The 16,508-nt window shown below is 38.8% G+C and carries 15 protein-coding genes; 3 read left to right on the forward strand and 12 right to left on the reverse strand.

Annotated elements, in window-relative coordinates; all coding sequences use genetic code 11:
• Positions 1 to 56: 56 nt before the first annotated feature.
• From EQG61_RS12250 to EQG61_RS12260, 3 genes are all read right to left on the reverse strand, one after another.
• On the reverse strand, positions 57 to 2,084 hold the full coding sequence (locus EQG61_RS12250) for a hypothetical protein (protein WP_129462238.1): 2,028 nt from the start codon (positions 2,082 to 2,084) through the stop codon (positions 57 to 59).
• Positions 2,085 to 2,336: 252 nt separating this feature from the next.
• Positions 2,337 to 3,050 carry a DUF1573 domain-containing protein gene (locus EQG61_RS12255; protein ID WP_129462239.1) on the reverse strand — a complete coding sequence of 238 codons (714 nt, stop codon included), beginning with the start codon at positions 3,048 to 3,050 and terminating at the stop codon, positions 2,337 to 2,339.
• A gap of 10 nt (positions 3,051 to 3,060) precedes the next feature.
• Positions 3,061 to 3,570 (reverse strand): NUDIX hydrolase, encoded by a 510-nt coding sequence (locus EQG61_RS12260; protein WP_129462240.1) that lies wholly within the window; start codon positions 3,568 to 3,570, stop codon positions 3,061 to 3,063.
• A 66-nt stretch (positions 3,571 to 3,636) separates the two neighbouring features.
• Here EQG61_RS12260 and EQG61_RS12265 point away from each other — a divergent pair, with 66 nt between their 5' ends.
• The 3 genes from EQG61_RS12265 to EQG61_RS12275 all read left to right on the forward strand — a co-directional run bounded on the left by EQG61_RS12265 (position 3,637) and on the right by EQG61_RS12275 (position 7,387).
• Positions 3,637 to 4,212, forward strand: a complete 576-nt coding sequence (locus tag EQG61_RS12265) for a pentapeptide repeat-containing protein (protein ID WP_129462241.1) — start codon at positions 3,637 to 3,639, stop codon at positions 4,210 to 4,212.
• Between the two features lie 61 nt (positions 4,213 to 4,273).
• Entirely contained in the window at positions 4,274 to 6,499 is a 2,226-nt protein-coding gene (locus EQG61_RS12270; protein WP_129462242.1) for a TonB-dependent receptor, read from the forward strand.
• Between the two features lie 51 nt (positions 6,500 to 6,550).
• Positions 6,551 to 7,387 (forward strand): hypothetical protein, encoded by an 837-nt coding sequence (locus EQG61_RS12275; RefSeq protein ID WP_129462243.1) that lies wholly within the window; start codon positions 6,551 to 6,553, stop codon positions 7,385 to 7,387.
• 15 nt (positions 7,388 to 7,402) lie between these two features.
• Here EQG61_RS12275 and EQG61_RS12280 read toward each other — a convergent pair whose 3' ends face one another.
• The 9 genes from EQG61_RS12280 to EQG61_RS12320 are packed head-to-tail and all read right to left on the reverse strand — an operon-like array spanning position 7,403 to position 16,503.
• A complete protein-coding gene (locus EQG61_RS12280) occupies positions 7,403 to 8,077 on the reverse strand; it encodes an ABC transporter ATP-binding protein (RefSeq protein ID WP_129462244.1) in 675 nt (224 codons plus the stop codon).
• Positions 8,078 to 8,080: 3 nt separating this feature from the next.
• A complete protein-coding gene (locus EQG61_RS12285; RefSeq protein ID WP_129462245.1) occupies positions 8,081 to 9,337 on the reverse strand; it encodes an ABC transporter permease in 1,257 nt (418 codons plus the stop codon).
• Positions 9,337 to 10,434, reverse strand: coding sequence for an efflux RND transporter periplasmic adaptor subunit (locus EQG61_RS12290; RefSeq protein ID WP_235829065.1), 1,098 nt, complete (start codon positions 10,432 to 10,434; stop codon positions 9,337 to 9,339). The genes EQG61_RS12285 and EQG61_RS12290 overlap by 1 nt, the downstream gene beginning before the upstream one ends.
• A 54-nt stretch (positions 10,435 to 10,488) precedes the next feature.
• A complete protein-coding gene (locus EQG61_RS12295; protein ID WP_129462246.1) occupies positions 10,489 to 11,538 on the reverse strand; it encodes an o-succinylbenzoate synthase in 1,050 nt (349 codons plus the stop codon).
• Positions 11,538 to 12,740, reverse strand: a complete 1,203-nt coding sequence (locus EQG61_RS12300; protein ID WP_129462247.1) for a tetratricopeptide repeat protein — start codon at positions 12,738 to 12,740, stop codon at positions 11,538 to 11,540. The genes EQG61_RS12295 and EQG61_RS12300 overlap by 1 nt, the downstream gene beginning before the upstream one ends.
• Before the next feature lie 60 nt (positions 12,741 to 12,800).
• Entirely contained in the window at positions 12,801 to 13,475 is a 675-nt protein-coding gene (locus EQG61_RS12305; RefSeq protein WP_129462248.1) for a metal-dependent hydrolase, read from the reverse strand.
• Positions 13,476 to 13,494: 19 nt separating this feature from the next.
• On the reverse strand, positions 13,495 to 14,463 hold the full coding sequence (menA, locus tag EQG61_RS12310) for a 1,4-dihydroxy-2-naphthoate octaprenyltransferase (protein WP_129462249.1): 969 nt from the start codon (positions 14,461 to 14,463) through the stop codon (positions 13,495 to 13,497).
• A gap of 16 nt (positions 14,464 to 14,479) precedes the next feature.
• Positions 14,480 to 15,985, reverse strand: coding sequence for a PH domain-containing protein (locus tag EQG61_RS12315; protein WP_129462250.1), 1,506 nt, complete (start codon positions 15,983 to 15,985; stop codon positions 14,480 to 14,482).
• Positions 15,985 to 16,503 (reverse strand): PH domain-containing protein, encoded by a 519-nt coding sequence (locus EQG61_RS12320; protein WP_129462251.1) that lies wholly within the window; start codon positions 16,501 to 16,503, stop codon positions 15,985 to 15,987. Before EQG61_RS12320 ends, EQG61_RS12315 begins: the two co-directional genes overlap by 1 nt.
• Between the last annotated feature and the right edge of the window lie 5 nt (positions 16,504 to 16,508).

Consider the following 16,508-nt stretch of genomic DNA (forward strand, 5'->3'; position numbering starts at 1 on the left):
CGATTCTCTCGAAACGTGCTTTGAAGGATGTTGCGTAGCAAAATCCGTTCATAAAATTATTTTATCCGAGTAATCCAAAATCCTTCCGTTTGGGTTGGATCAATTTTAGTCGTTAAACGAGCGGCATCAACACCTTTATCGGTTAAGTAATGTACTAATTTATCAAGCTGTTCTTGAGCTAAGGTAGCCTCTTCGGATTTTCCGCCTACTTTTATCTCAAAGAGGTTCCAATCCCGATTGGAAGTTAGTAATTCCACCCAATAATCCAATTCAAGTGAAGTATTTGCTTCCCAATTTTTCGTTCCTTTACTAAACTGTATAAGTGGTAAATGAATGGAATGATTAACGCGCAGTGGCTCAATTTTTAATTCCTGTCGCATTTCTGCATATCCGGCAGGAGAAGAGTAATCCAATACAACAGGTAAACCGTAACCGCCTGTTTGGGTTGCGCGTACCAAATATTTTGACCCGTAATTGAAAATAGCGGTAAAGTTTCCAGAATCAAATGGAGTGATGAATTGATGGATTGGTTTATTTTGAAGGAGATCCACAGAGGTTATAGTCGCATTATTTTCCCACTCTTTTTGTACACAATTCACCCGTCCGTTGAGCACGACAACGGGTTCAGGACGAATCTCCTCAGGAAGATTAAATTGAAAGAAATCGATGTCTTTTTCATCCAACTGTCTTGCCATCCACCCTTGATCACCTTTAGGTGTTACATTAAAATAGGCATCCCATTTATTGGAATTTATTCCATTTCCTAAATTGACTGGGGTACTCCAATTTTCCCAACTATCATCCAGTCGTTTGGCCATATAAATATCTATTGAGCCATACCCTGAATGCCCATCTGAACCAAAATATAATGTTTTATTGTCATACGCTAAATATGGAACCGTTTCCGATAAGTTCGAATTAATTATCTTTCCTAAATTCTTAGGCTTGGAATAATTGCCCATCCGTTTTCGAAAACAAACGTATAAATCCGTTAAGCCGTAACTGTCTTTTTTTTCAATAGCTAAAATGATGAATTGTTCATCGTGAGAAACAAAGGCATTAAATTCACTTTTCAGGTTTTCAAATTCTTCAATAATTACCGGTTTGGGCAATTGCCAACCTTTTTCGGTTAGATAGGTGAAGGACACCCCTTTACCCTCTCCAAATTCAGATTTTTCGTAATGGTTGCCTACATACATTTTATTTCCAGTAGGCATAAGGGTAAGTAAATAATTATGGTACTTATCGTTGATTGGGCCTGGCACTTGACGTGGTTTAGTCCAATTTCCTTTGGCATTTTTTTGGGATTCCCAAATATCGGTATCCCATTTTCCTCCCAAATTATCAATATGCTGGTGCCGGTTGATATACATATGACTTTTATCCAGGGAAATTCCTATTCCATTTTCGTTAGCAGTGGAATTGATTCCTTCATCCATGGGAGAAAGTTTGATTTTAGCACTTGTGACCACTTCATTACGTTTCTTGACTTTGAAAGTACTTTTCATGTAATCGGCCAAAATCTCCATATTATTTTCAACTATATACCCAAAGTTATTTTGATGTAAACGGAAAAGTTTACGAGGCGCTTTTAGTATTTCATGATCGTTAACATAAAAACAAATATCATGCTCTTTCCAATCGATTCGGAGTACATTTTTTGCTTTGTCTTTATTTACCCATTCCGACTTTTTTTTGTACCAAATCGTATGCACATAATTCGTTATCGATTTAATCAAAACCTCACCATCTGGAGAAATCATGAAAAAATTATAGTTGACCCAACTGCGAAAACCAAATATTAAACCCGCATTACTTTTTTCATTAAATTTTACAGGAGTAAAACTGGTCTCCATTGTCACCATTTGATCTTCAAAAAATTCCCAGGATTGATAAAATACATAAGCTAATTTATTGTCTACATCTAGTTCCAATCCTTTAGGTGTTAATTGACTACTTTTATCTTTTTCTGAAAATTCAGGCCAAGTGCCTTTTTGTTTAAAATCACGAACAATCGTAGAATCGATTAATTGTGCTTGAAGAGAAGAAAAAGTAAAAAAGATAAATAGTGCTATTTTTTTCATATTCGGCTTTGGATTAAATCAACTATTAACTAATAGGCTAAAATAGAAAAGTAATGATGACTTTACAAATTTGATAAAAAACAAATTGAATTCTTAATCTGCAATTGGTCCCATTTTCATAAAAAAAAACAAAATCTTATTTTAAAGTAAGATTTTTTTTAGGGCTTCGAATTGGAAGCTTAATTGAATTTGAAATAATCTACATATAACGATTTAATCCTAAGTTGGTACCACAACATCTGTCGGTACCATTTATTTTCTTCCTCTCGGTTTCAATCGGACTAACTCTTGTTTGGAGACCGGTTTGGGCAATGGTAATTTTACTGGTTTTCTTTGAGGTCCATAGCTTTCTTCTAATGGTTTTGCGGGTTGCAATTGTACCGAATCACGAATGGCCTTGACAGGAAGTATTCGGGTTTGATAACTCCCACCGTGAAATTCAAGTGTATCAATGGATCGGGCTTTAATGGTAAACCGCCCTTCTCCATCGGATTGTAACGCTTGTTTTTGGTGTCGATTCACAACCAAAACATACGGAATCGGTTGGTGTAATGAATCAACAACTGTTCCTTTGACCACGGCATCGCGCTCTTCTTTTGCCAAAACGATGAGATTCACCTTAACGCGAATGGGAACTTCCGACGCATTGGTGGTAATGGATACCATTTGAGATGTTGTTGTGGGTACGCTTGTAGGCCATTTAAAAATAACAACCCCATTTCCTGTAGCAAGAATCGGCTCTTTGGTCCAATCAAATGTAGGCGTTCCGCTTCCTTGAACAGTCGTAATTAACAAGGGTTGGTTGCCCGAGTTGCGAATAGGAATAAAAGCTTGTGCCGTTTCGCCCACATAAACGGGTGCTATCGTAAAGTTTCGTTTGTCAACCACCGCGATGGGTTGGGCATAAAGCACCGCTTTCGCGAATAAAAATAGTCCGATCCACAACCGCTGCACAAAACACTTCATATCAAATCGCTTATTTACAATACCGCTCTCCAATGACGGTTCGAATCGAAATAAAACCTATAGCCTCCAAATCCATGGTTTTGGGATCAATCCACTGAATATCTTGAATTTCATCGGGTGCAACGATAGCGATTTCAGCCGAATCCAATTCGTATTCAAAAAACAAATCCAAGGTTTTATAAGGTACCGTTTTGTACAAATAATTATTGGCCGCCGAAGTTACGTATTTCATTTTCCGCACATCCAGTTGGAGTCCGAGCTCCTCTTTCAACTCCCGACATGCGGCCACTTCTCCCCGTTCACCCGGATCCACAAATCCTCCGGGTAAATCCAATTTGCCTTTATCGGGTTCCTTATTGCGCACGGTGAACAGCACTTTGTTTTCAAATTTTAAAACTACAGCGACAGCCGCAGCGACATTATGAAAATAGGTAAATCCGCAATGGCGGCATTCCACTCGGTAGTTGTTTTCAGTTTGCAGTTTGGCTGAAGTACAGCGCGGACAAAAGTTAAAAATCATACGGCTTGTTTGCTCAAATATAAAAAATGTAGGTTAGATTCTGTACCTTGTGACCAAAAATACGCCATGAGTTATCATTTTGTCCACGACCAAACAATATCGGGGAAAGTGCTTACCCAAGAAGACATTCAAGATACCGAGTTTGAACATTGCACCTTCAAAGATTGTGATTTCACCCAGTGTTTCTTTCGCAATGTGACGTTTGTGGATTGCAATTTTATCCAATGTAATTTTAAAGAAACGAAAATCAATCATACTTCGTTGCGGGGCGTTTGGTTTACGGGATGTAACCTCACATCAGTCAATTTTGCGATGACGGACCAAGTGATTTATGAATTTCATTTCAAAGACTGTTTGTTGGATTACAGTCAGTTTTACAAACTCAAATTAAAAAACATCCAATTCATCCATTGCAGTATGATTGCGGTGGATTTTATGGCATCCGACTTATCGGGCGCTTTATTTGATTCCTGCAATTTACGTCGCGCCGTGTTTAGTGAAACCAATTTAGAGAAAGCGGATTTTTATACGAGTTACGACTTTATCATCGACCCTGAAAAAAACAAAGTCAAAAAAGCTATTTTTCATGAAAACGGTTTGCGGGGTTTGTTGGAAAAATATCAGTTGGTGGTGAAGAATTAAAGGAATAAACCATTAGGGAATTTGCAATTTCATTTGTTATTATCACAATGAAAATCATCTAATGAAAAAACTATTAATACACGCTGTAATTTTCTTGTCACTTTTCGTAACAATGTATGGGCAAACTCTAAAAGGCACAATCGTAGATGCACATACGCAATTGGGTATCGAAAATGTTTATGTGATAAATACTAAAAACCACTTGCATTTTCATACCGACAACTCAGGTAATTTCTTATTGGAAAAATCTTCCGTAGGCGACCAACTGAATATATCAAAGGAAGGCTATATCGAAAAATCAATTACGTTAACTTCATTAGAACCCATTATCATAACCCTTACCCCAAAAGGCCAATTATTGGATGAAGTAGTGATTCAAAAAAAATTACAAAGTTTTAATGCCATTGCTGAAATTGATTTGAAAGTAAATCCGGTGAATTCCTCACAAGAATTATTGCGTAAAGTTCCCGGACTCTTTATTGGTCAACATGCGGGAGGAGGAAAAGCAGAACAATTGTTTTTAAGAGGATTTGATTGTGACCACGGTACCGATGTCGCCATCAGTGTAGACGGAATGCCTGTGAATATGGTTTCACAAGCCCATGGTCAAGGGTATGCCGACTTGCATTTTGTTATTCCAGAAACCGTTCAAAAAATTGAGTTTGACAAAGGCCCTTATTTTGCGGAACAAGGGAACTTTGCTACTGCGGGCTATGTGGCTTTTCAGTCGAAAAAACAACTTACATCGAATCAAATTAGTGTAGAGGGTGGTCAATTTGAAACGTCTCGAATACTAGGTTTATTTTCATTAATTCGTTCTGAAAATGAAAACCTTTATACGGCCATTGATTTCCAAAAAACTAATGGCCCTTTTGAACATCCCCAACATTTTAATCGGTATAATTTTTTTACAAAATATTCAAAAACATTGTCCAATCATGACACGTTTGACATAAGCGCATCTCATTTTACAAGTGGTTGGGATGCTTCTGGGCAAATTCCACAAAGGGCCGTTGACATGGGACTAATCACACGCTTTGGTGCCATAGATGCCGCTGAAGGAGGTGAAACATCTCGCAGTAATTTAATTGGGCATTATTTCAAAACCATTTCGCACGCTACCCAATTTCGGACCCATTTTTACTTAACCCATTATGCCTTTGATTTATTTTCGAATTTTACCTTTTTCCTTAATGACCCTGTCAATGGAGATCAAATTCGTCAAAAGGAAAACCGAACCTTATTGGGGTTTGAATCCCGTTTGGACCATCAAAAAGAATGGGGAGATTGGAGAATAAAAATGAGTACGGCTGTTGGATATCGCCAAGATTTAACCAAAAAATCAGAATTGGCACATACGCTAAACCGACACACCACCTTGCAACAAATGCAATATGGTGATATCACTGAAACGGATCAATTTGCCTACTTCACCAGTGATTTTAGTTATCAAAAATGGCTTATCAATCCGTCAGTTCGCGTGGATTATTTTGATTTTCAATACCAAAACTTTTTGCTTCCCAATGCCCTTACACAATCCCAACAAAAAGTGATTGTGAGTCCGAAACTCAACATTTTATACCAAAAAAACAATAATTGGAATGTCTTTCTCAAACTTGGCAAAGGCTTCCATAGCAATGACACCCGTGTTTTATTGAGTCAGTCACCCCGAAAAGCAGTTCCAGCAGCCTTGGGTGCAGATTTTGGTACAGCTTTTAAACCATTTACCAAACTTTGGGTACATACCACGTTTTGGTATTTGCATTTGGATCAAGAATTTGTTTATGTTGGAGATGAAGGAATTGTTGAACCGGCGGGTAAAACACAACGAATGGGTTGGGATCTCGGGTTGCGATTTCAATTGAATTCACGGCTCTATTTTTCGAGTGATTTGACCCTCACACGCGCCAAATTATTGGAGACTCCTGCATCCGAAAATCGTATTCCTTTGGCTCCAGTTACTACATTTGTTTCCCAATTGACCTACACCAGTGCGTCGCATTGGAATGGCTCCATTGCAGTGCGCTATATGGGAGATCGTCCAGCAGATGAAACCAATTCAATTGTGGCTAAAGGCTATTGTGTAACCGACATGAATGTAAGTTATGCATTTTCAAAATCATTGGAAATTGGTACAATTATACAGAACTTATTCAATACCCAATGGAATGAAACGCAGTTTGCTACCACAAGTCGTTTGCAATTTGAAACTGCACCTGTAACCGAAATTCATTTCACCCCAGGAACACCATTTTTTGGTAAAATTTTTGTTCGTTATAAATTTTAATTCTTCACTATTTTATTACATTTGGTTGAATAAAATATTTAATCCGTTATTATGAAATCTTTATGCACTTTCCTATTTGTACTTTTCTTTTTTACTGTAAATGCACAAACCATTTATTTCAATAACAACGAATACCTACCCGCACTTATTGAATTAAATTCGGGCGAAAAAATGGAAGGTTTTGTCAAAGATTTTAAACAACCGCGCGGTTTTATGGTCTCTCCTATGGGCTCGTTTGGCAAATTAGAAGACAATTTGACGGTAAAAAATAATAAAATTTCATTTAAAAAAGAGGAAAAAGGTTCGGTTGAAAAAGTAGATGTTTCAACCATTAAGCGTATTGAATTTAAAGGTGAAATGGACAATGAAGTCTTTGAACACCTCAAAATAAAATCCATCAAAAAAGGGAAAATCATGGATGATTACCGGGATGTATTTGTGCCGTTAATTCGTGAAGGTAAACTCAATTTGTATGGTGCTTTCATTTCGGTGAGCCAGGGTGGACAAAGTCAGGTGGTGATGGTGATGACCTACATCAAAAAGCCGGGTGATGAATTTGGCTATGCCCCAGTTGATTTTGAAAATTTGACACTTTTCAGTGGGCAAGAAGCTGCACAAGAAGGATTTTCAAGAGCAATTGAAACAGTTGGTCGTGATTGTCCAGCGTTTGTTGAAAAAATGAAATTGGAGATGGAGAAAATGAATTCCAAAGAAGAGCGCAAAAAAATGTTAGCGGATTACGCAACTACCCAAAAAGAAATTGCAGAGGCCTCCAAAAAAGGAAAAACTAAAGAGGATCGTGAAGCCATTGCGAACGAATACCAAATGAACTACATGCTCAAAGGCTATTTGGAAATGATGCATACGTATGATACCACTTGTCCTTAAGACATCTATTTGACATCATACTATCCGCCCATCTTCCATGGTCACAATTCGGTGGGTTCGTGCGGCAAAGTCGGGATCATGCGTGACAATCAATAACGTTTGTTGGCGTTCTTGTACCAATTCATTGAAAATTGCAAATACCAAGTCGCTGTTTTTCTTATCGAGATTACCCGTAGGTTCGTCCCCCATAATAATCAATGGATCGTTAATTAAGGCCCGTGCAATAGCCACCCGTTGCTTTTGTCCGCCACTTAATTGATTGGGCATTTTTAAGGCTTGTTCGTGCATGCCGAGCGTTCGCAAATGCTCCATGGCACGGAATTCAATTTCATCTTTGGTGTATTTCCCTAATTTCATTCCGGGCAACATGACATTTTGCACTACATTGTATTCGGTCAACAAATAGTGAAATTGAAAGACGAATCCGATTTGTGCATTACGGATGAGGGCTAATGAAGCATCCGACTTTCCGGTAACCAACTCGTTATCAATATAAATTTCCCCTTGATAATCGGTATCCATGGTTGACAATAAATACAGTAACGTGGATTTTCCACAACCGGATTTCCCCACGATGGATACAAACTCCCCTTGCTGGATTTGCAAATCAATTTTTTTCAAGACTTCAAATGGAGCTGGATCATAAAATGATTTGGTTAACTGACGGGTTTCTAAAACAAGTGCTGCCATATCTTATTTCCCTCTAATGATTTCAACGGGGTCCACTTTTCCCGCTTTCCGTGCAGGGAACCAACCAGCGATGAAGGTTGTGGTTAATGCGAAGGTGATTCCGATACCATAAAACAACGGTCGAAAACTAATGGGATAAGTCGTAATCGTAGGTAAAGCGGGCGTATTAAACGGAATCACATCAATAATTGAGGTAAAAATATAACCGAATAACAATCCGCAAATTCCCCCTGTAAATCCAATAATCATGGATAGGATAATAAAAATCCATTGCACATCGCGACCTGAAAATCCGGTGGCCTTTAAGATGGCAATGCTGTCCATTTTTTCAAAAATCATCATGTTTAAAATGTTGTAAATCCCGAATCCCGCCACAATCAAGAGTACGATTCCCACGGCATAGGATATTATACTTCTAATGGTACTTCCAGTTTCAAACTGCGAATTGGTGGTTTGGTAATCCATACCGTCTACCTCGTATTTTTTACTGAATTCTTTGGTCAAGGCAGGAGCTTGCTGAATATCAAATAATTTGACTTGAATATCGGTGATGTAGTTAGTGGGTGCCCCCAATAATTTTTGGGCCGAACTCAAGGAGGTATAACTCATGGTATTGTCCAATTCAGCGATACCGATTTGCAAAATACCTACAATTTTAAACGTGGAAAGATTGCCTTTGGCAGTGGTGACTTTAACCACATCCCCAATTTTCATCAGCATTTTATCCGCCAAACCTTTACCAATAATAATACTATTGCTTTGGTTTAAATCAGCTACTTTCCCCGCAATCACATAATCACTTAACCGAAATAGCTTTTCTTCAGCGGCGACATCAACTCCATAGACAACACCAGAAATTTCGATGGTTCCCGAATTAAAAAAAACAGGAGCAGTAATTTTGGGCGCGACATCGACCACGCGTTTGTCTTGCTTTAAATCATGGATAATGGCTTTTCCATTGTAAATCGACTTGCCGCGATCTTTGGGTTTTACGGAATTGATAATTACCGTTTGATTGCGATACTGGGGATCAAAATCGACAGGTTGGTGTTTGGAAGGTTGAATTTCGTTGTATAAGCGTACATGGGGCGTTCGATTCAACATTAACCCATCCAATAAGTCGTTTAATCCGTTCATGAAACTGACTAATGAAATGAACATCGCGATTCCAAACGTTACCCCCACAGCAGCCACAAGCGACTGTTTGAAGCGCGCCCGCAATAAATGCAAAGCGATATTGAAAAGGAGTTTTACGTTCATTATTTGGGCAAATAAATAGTTTCGCCAGCTTGTAACCCTGCGGTAATTTCGACATGTTGATAATCGCCAATTCCCACCGTGACTTTGCGTTTTTCATCGGTATTCACCAAAACATACGAACCATCCACCAAATAATTTCTAGGAATGCTGATTACATTCGATTTGGATTGAATAATAATCGTCGCTTCTGCAGTTAGGTTGGGATACAAACGGGATGGCAATTGTGTAAAATGAGCCTCAATGCGAAAGGTTCGCGAACGTTCGTCCATCATCGGATAAATTCGGTCAACCACTGCGGTAAATGACTTGCCTTTGTAACTGTCTAAAGTGACTACCAGTTTTTGGCCTAAGTTGACTTTGACCATATCGTTTTCATCGACTTCCAATTCGAGATAAAATTGATTTTTTTGTCCAATGATAGCCAATGGAACTTGCGGATTAACCACGGTTCCTTCTTTCACTAAAATATCATAAACTGTCCCCGATACTTCACTTTGAATGGAATAATCGCGTTGGGACTTTTGACTTAAAGCCACCGCATTGGCATTGCGTTGGGATTCATTTTTTAATTGAGCGCGGTATTGTGCTAATTGTTTAATTGCCATTTCATAGTTGGCTTTCGAACTTTTGTACGCTTGTTGTGTTTTTTCAAAATCAACTTCGGATAAAATATTTTGAGAATGGACCCGTTGACTGCGTTGGTAAATGGATTCATCCAAGGCTAATCGGTCTTTGGCTGATTGTACTTTCCATTCCAGTTCACTGATTTTATCTTGAACAAACCGACTGTTGTCGGCGCTCAATTGTTGGGCAAGCAATGCATTCTGCGTGGCTAATGCGGCTTTTTCTTGATCCAAAACAAACAACAACTGTCCCGATTTAACGGTTTGACCCGCTTGCACGTCAATGGATTTTAAAGTGCCGCTAACGGTTGGATAAACGGTATATTGTCCTGTAGCTTTAACGACACCTGAGGCATAAACCCCTTCAGTAACAGTTCCTTTTTGGACAATTATAGATTCAGTTTGCTTCTTTTGACAAGAAACTAAAAACGCCATCGTGAAAACCGATAGCGTGACAAAGTGTTTACGAATCATAAACTACGGTATTACCTATCAAAGGTACGAAATACCCTAGTGAGTAGCGTAACATTAGTTACTTTTTTCATTCCAAACGAAGGCATCCCAATCGTTCAAATCGTGGTGCCATAAATGACCTTCTTTGATGGTTAATGGGGATTGAAAATTATTCAGATACAAACTACCTGTTCCTAACCCTTGGGCCATCGAACTCCCTAAGGTATAGGTCCATTGTGCAATAGCATTCAAGCCTACATTACTTTCAAGCGCAGATGTAATCCACCATCCAATGTTTCGTTCATTGGCAAGATCTATCCATTCTTGGCTACCTCGAAAACCGCCTACAAAACTAGGTTTTAAGATGATGTATTGGGGTTGGATGGTATCCAGCAATTTTTCTTTGTCTTCCCGATCAAATATTCCAATCAATTCTTCATCCAAAGCAATGGGAATCGGACTCATTTGACACAAATCACGCATTAAATCAAATTGCTTGGGTCGGATGGGCTGTTCGATACTATGAATCGAAAATTCGGCCAATTGGGCCAACCGTTCTTCCACGTTTTCAGGAGTAAAAGCACCATTCGCATCCAAACGAATTTCCAGTTGGTCGGGTGGATATTGCGCCCGGAACTCCGTTAACAAATCCAACTCCGATTGAAAATTCAAGGCGCCAACTTTCATTTTTACACAGGGAAAATGTGTTACTTTTTCATCAAATTGTTTGCGAATAAACGTGGGTTTTCCCATCCATAATAAACCATTGATGGGGATGGATTCTTTTCCTGCTGTAAATGCTGATGGGAACAAAAGGCCCGGGTGCGGACTGTAAAATGATAAAAAAGCTTGTTCAATACCAAATTGAATCGAAGGATATTCACGCATGGCCTCATACAATGCGGTTTCTCCCATTTCAATATGGTCGCAAACCCATTGTAATTTTTCAAGAAATTCGGGACGATCATCGCAACTCAGACCTTTTAACATGCCACACTCCCCCATACCGAGACGCCCGTTTTCTTTAATAAATAAAAACCATGTTTCGCGCACTTCCATTTCCCCGCGTGACGTGCCCACGGGTACATTAAAATTCATGAGGTAACGAACAAAATTTGCTTCCATTAGTCAACGATGTGTCTTATTTTTTTAAAATTACCATTGGGCAAGCCCGATTTTTCAAAAAGTTGCAAGTCAGCTAATACTTGTGCTTTCCAAGATTTTCCAGTGGGAAGATTTTGATCAATGTATTTTTTATATACTATTTTAGCCTCACCCACTTTATCCGTAAATAAATAAACATGTGCTTCTTCCAATTTTAGTTGAAGATCATCCGGGTTGAATTTTAAAGCATCCTTCAAACAGATTTCCGCTTTGGCAAATTGACGAGTTTGAAGATAACAATGAATGAGCGAAGCAAACAAAACCGCATCGGTAGCACCTGCATTAATTTCGGCTTGTAAAGCGCCCATACCCAATTCGGTTTTCCCTTTTTGGAAATCGGCCATGGCTCTTTTGGCAATAAACTGACTTCTCAAATTGCTTTCCCCTGTTTCTTTCAAAGCTGCTTTTTCAGCCGTTTCAACCAATTGATTACGTTCAATTTCGCTTATTTTTTTGTAATTGGGATACGTCGTTACTCCCATCACATTCTTCGTTAAAGCAACAAGGTAAGCTTCTTTTTTGGCTAACAAAGCATATACACCTCGCTTTTTGCCCAATTCTACAATTTCTTTACGGGCAATATCGGTCCATCCTGTACTCGCTTGACTATCTACCCACGGCACCACTTCTAAAACAATCTTTTGCTTCATCAACCAATTGTCGCTTTGGAATCCGAACCACAAAGCCGATTGTGGATTTTTCACACACAAATGATCCGAAGCTAACAATCGGGCTTCTTTATTGACGGGCGTATTTTGCACATAACAAGCTGTCGTTGTTTTTCCCGTTGTTAAGTATGAATTTGCCTCACTTTCTGAAGAAAATATGGCAAATGTAGCTTTATCATCCCCACTGATTGTAGACGCCAAAAACACGGCACCTGCTGCGCCTTGTGAAATTCCCGTGGGATCAGGAATGGCTTTTAATACAGAGACCAAACTCCCGGACAATTTTTGATTGTCGTCCAACAACGTGATGCGGTACACCAATTCGGTTGTCCCTTCGGGTAAAGCATTGGTTTTGATTATCTTTTTTTCACCCGCACGCAATTCAATCGTTTCCGTTGTGGTGCGCATGGTATCCCAATACCCGGATTTCTTAGTTTGGGCAAAAAGTGGCGTTACTAGTATAACAGCAAACCACAAATAAGCATTTTTTTTCATTGTTAATCTCATAAAAAAGTCCCTTTTAAATGGGACTTTAAACGGGCAATAATTAGGCCATTAAACGTCTATACTTTGAGCAATGTCTAATAACAGTAACTCTTTTCCTGCTTTGGCAAATGTATTTTTTGCTGCGGCATGGTCTATTTCAATGTATCCAAAGGTATCGTAGTGATAGCCTAAAATGCGGTTACATGCAAGAAAATCGGCAGCAATTACGGCATCTTCAACATCCATGGTAAAGTTACTTCCAATGGGCAAAACGGCTAAATCAAGTGCTGTTCGCATTGGGATGAGTTTCATATCCATGGTCAGCGCCGTGTCGCCAGCGATGTACACATTTTTATCGGCTTCAATCACAAATCCGCCGGGTTGACCTCCATAACTCCCGTCAGGAAAGGAACTAGTATGCAGCGCATTTACATATTTCACCGTACCGAAATCAAACTTCCAGCTTCCTCCATGATTCATAGGATGATAAGCAATTCCTTTAGCACCGTAATGGGATGCAATTTCATAATTGGAAACGATGGTAGCGCCTGTATTTTTAGCAATCGCTTCAGCATCTAAAATATGATCCTGATGGGCATGGGTTAGCAAAATATAATCCGCTTTAAAGGAATTAATATCCAAATGAGCGGCATTAGGATTCCCAGAAATAAAAGGATCAACTAAAATGGTTTTTCCTCCTGTTTCTAGGGATAGACAAGCATGTCCATAGAATGTAATTTTCATATAATTGTTTTTAGAGTGTTTAGTTTGAAAATAATGAACTCAAAAGATAAAGCGTTTCATCTGAAAAGAAGAAAATCAATTGCAACGCCATTACCAACGAAATGAAAAACGTACTCAAGGCTACTTTTTTCAATTCCGGATCCAATAATCGGGGTTCTGTATTGGCTTTTACTCGTTTTAAATGCAGGATTAAAGGCAAATAAAACACCATATAAAAGTAATTATCAATATTGAAATGCTCAGGATTGGAGTCGTAGTTCATGTCAAAAATGTAAGCAAAAACTAGAAACAACACAATGGCCGTTACAATTAAGAAATAATGGTACTTTTTACCCCAAGCACCGCCATTTTTAACAATCAACGTGTTTTTACCTACTTTTCTATCCGATTCTTCGTCCCGCATATTGTTTAAATTCAGCACGGCTACACTTAAAAAACCGATGGCTGTTGCGGGAAGAAATAGTACGGGATCTAATTCTTTTAAAATCATAAAAGAAATTCCTACTGTACTGACCCATCCAAAGAATATGAAAACAAAAACATCTCCTAATCCCCGATAACCGTAAGGATTTTTACCCACGGTATAACGTATAGCAGAAGCGATGGCTAGTATTCCGAGTACAAAATAAATCATGGAATACAGAAAGTTGGAAACACCAAAGGCTTTGTAGATCAGTAACATGGCCGATACCAACGTTAAAAATGCGGTTACAAAAATGGCATACCGCATAGCACCTGGTGTAATGGCACCCGATTGAATAGCACGTTGTGGTCCAACACGATCGTCATTATCTGTACCTTTTACGCCGTCGCCGTAATCGTTGGCAAAATTGGACAACACTTGGAGTCCGATAGTCGTGGACAAAGCCAAAATAACAATTTTCCAATTAAAACGGGATTGGGACATAGCAAAAAAACTTCCTACCAAAATTCCCGATACAGAAAGTGGTAAGGTTCGGACACGAGCGGCTTCAATCCATTGTTTCATAGTGTTTTATTTTAAATTACATCCAATTGTGATCGTGACTTTCTACTTGATAAAGCCATCCGTTCACATAGTGTTTTAGTGTTTCAAAGTTAGCTAAATAAAAACTGATATTTCCAGCTGCGGTATGTAAAGTTACCGAGCCAATATTCAGGGATTTGTGCCAAAACAATTGTGAAGTTGTAATGGCTTGAATTTTATCGGTTTCCAAAATATCATGCGCGATATCCCACGCTCCGGTTTGACGCATGATGTAGTTTTCACCTACAAAAAATCGGTAGGTTTTGTAAGCAAAAAATTGATAAGTCGCCATCAACAAAACATAGCCCATAATGACACCATAGACTTCCGACACTTGCAATTCGGGGGAATTATTCACAATCGGAATAAGAATACAAAGTGGAATAACGATGGTCAAGAAAAGGGCAAAAACCAACCGGCGCCAATTGGATTTCAGTAGCATGCCTTGTTCGGGTTGTTTCCCGTAGATCAATTTCAAAATTGCTTTCTTTTCATGTTGATTACAACCGGGTACTTCAATGCGGTCTTTGTGATGGTTCTTTTCGTCGGTTACCGCTTGTTTAATTTTCAATTCGAGCACATCCAGTTTCTTCTGAAAATAATTTTGAGAAAAGGTAACAAACTGAACGCGTGAGGGTCTGAGTATTGTATTTTTTGTATTGATTAAACCAAAAGAGATCAGTAGTGACCCTTTTTGTTCTGTCATGGTATAGTTAAAATAACGAATGACTGTTCGTACCACATTCATTAAAAAAACCACTGTAAAAAGCACCAAGAATCCGAATAAAATGGAATAAGCGATGGAATTTACCATCCAATCTTGTTCACTGATTTTATCTTCCAACCATTCTTCTTTTCCAATTTCGTGCAATTTTCCCCAAACAGAAAAAAAGAAGGTTAGAATCAATCCCACACTTTTGATATAATTGGACGTAATCCCAACTTTAAACAAACTTATTAAATTGATTTTTAGAAAAGTAGACGGCTTTATCTCTGAATTCGGTTCATCCACTTCTGTAGTTGAAGATACGGTCGCCACTTTGTGTGCATCCAACAATTTGGCTTTCAGTTCCAAGGCCAATTCGTGAGAAATCGCTTTGATCTCCGACTCGTGTTTATCCGACCCCGCAGTATCCACTTGCACCCCATAAACCCGAATAATACGTTGGATAAGATTTTGAGTGATGTTCACCTGCTGAATTTTTTGCAGTTGAACGACCGTTTTGGTTTTGGATAAAATACCGTCGTATACAATAAATTCATCGGTATTGGGATCGATATGAAAGGTAAAGTTGGTGTACCGCAAATAAGCCACACAACTCACAATTAAAAAGGTTCCCACTAACCCCATGAATAATAAAAACATACTGATTTTGCCACCATTGATAAATACAACCAAAAGCAGCGGCGCAAATCCGCGGAGTATCTTATACAAGGTATCCAAAAACAGGACGAGAACTCCTATTTTGGATTGTCTTTGGGGCTCGTGAAAATTGACTGCCATTACAATTCTTTTTGAATTTTACCCATCAACAATTGTTTGATTCGCTCGGCATCGTCTTTCAATAACCCCGGAATTTTAATATCCCCCCCTTGCACACCCGCCGTGTAGATTTCGACCTGAGCCAACCCTAAGTAGCGTGAAATCAATCCTTCATGCAAGGCCACATGTTGCACCCGGTTGTAGGGTATGATTTTCGTGTTGGTCGCAATCACGCCGTATTGGAAAATCAAATCGTGTTCCCGAAAGGCGTAGCCCTTTTTTCGAAAACCCAATAACGTAAGCCATACAACACAGAAGCCAATAATTCCTCCACCTAACCAAAAGAAGAGTACATCCTTAGTAGACAGTTCTTCGGGTTTGAGCGTAAGAATGAGTAAAATAATGAGTTCGATTAAAAGCACAACGCCAATATTCACCGCCAAGACACGGCGGTATTTTGTCTGTAATCGTTGTAATGTAACCGATTCAAATTGGGGTAAGTCGACAATATTGAGTTCGTTATTGGTAAAATTTTCCATAGGAA

This window comes from Flavobacterium stagni, from assembly GCF_004122105.1.
GTDB classification, from domain to species: Bacteria; Bacteroidota; Bacteroidia; order Flavobacteriales; family Flavobacteriaceae; genus Flavobacterium; species Flavobacterium stagni.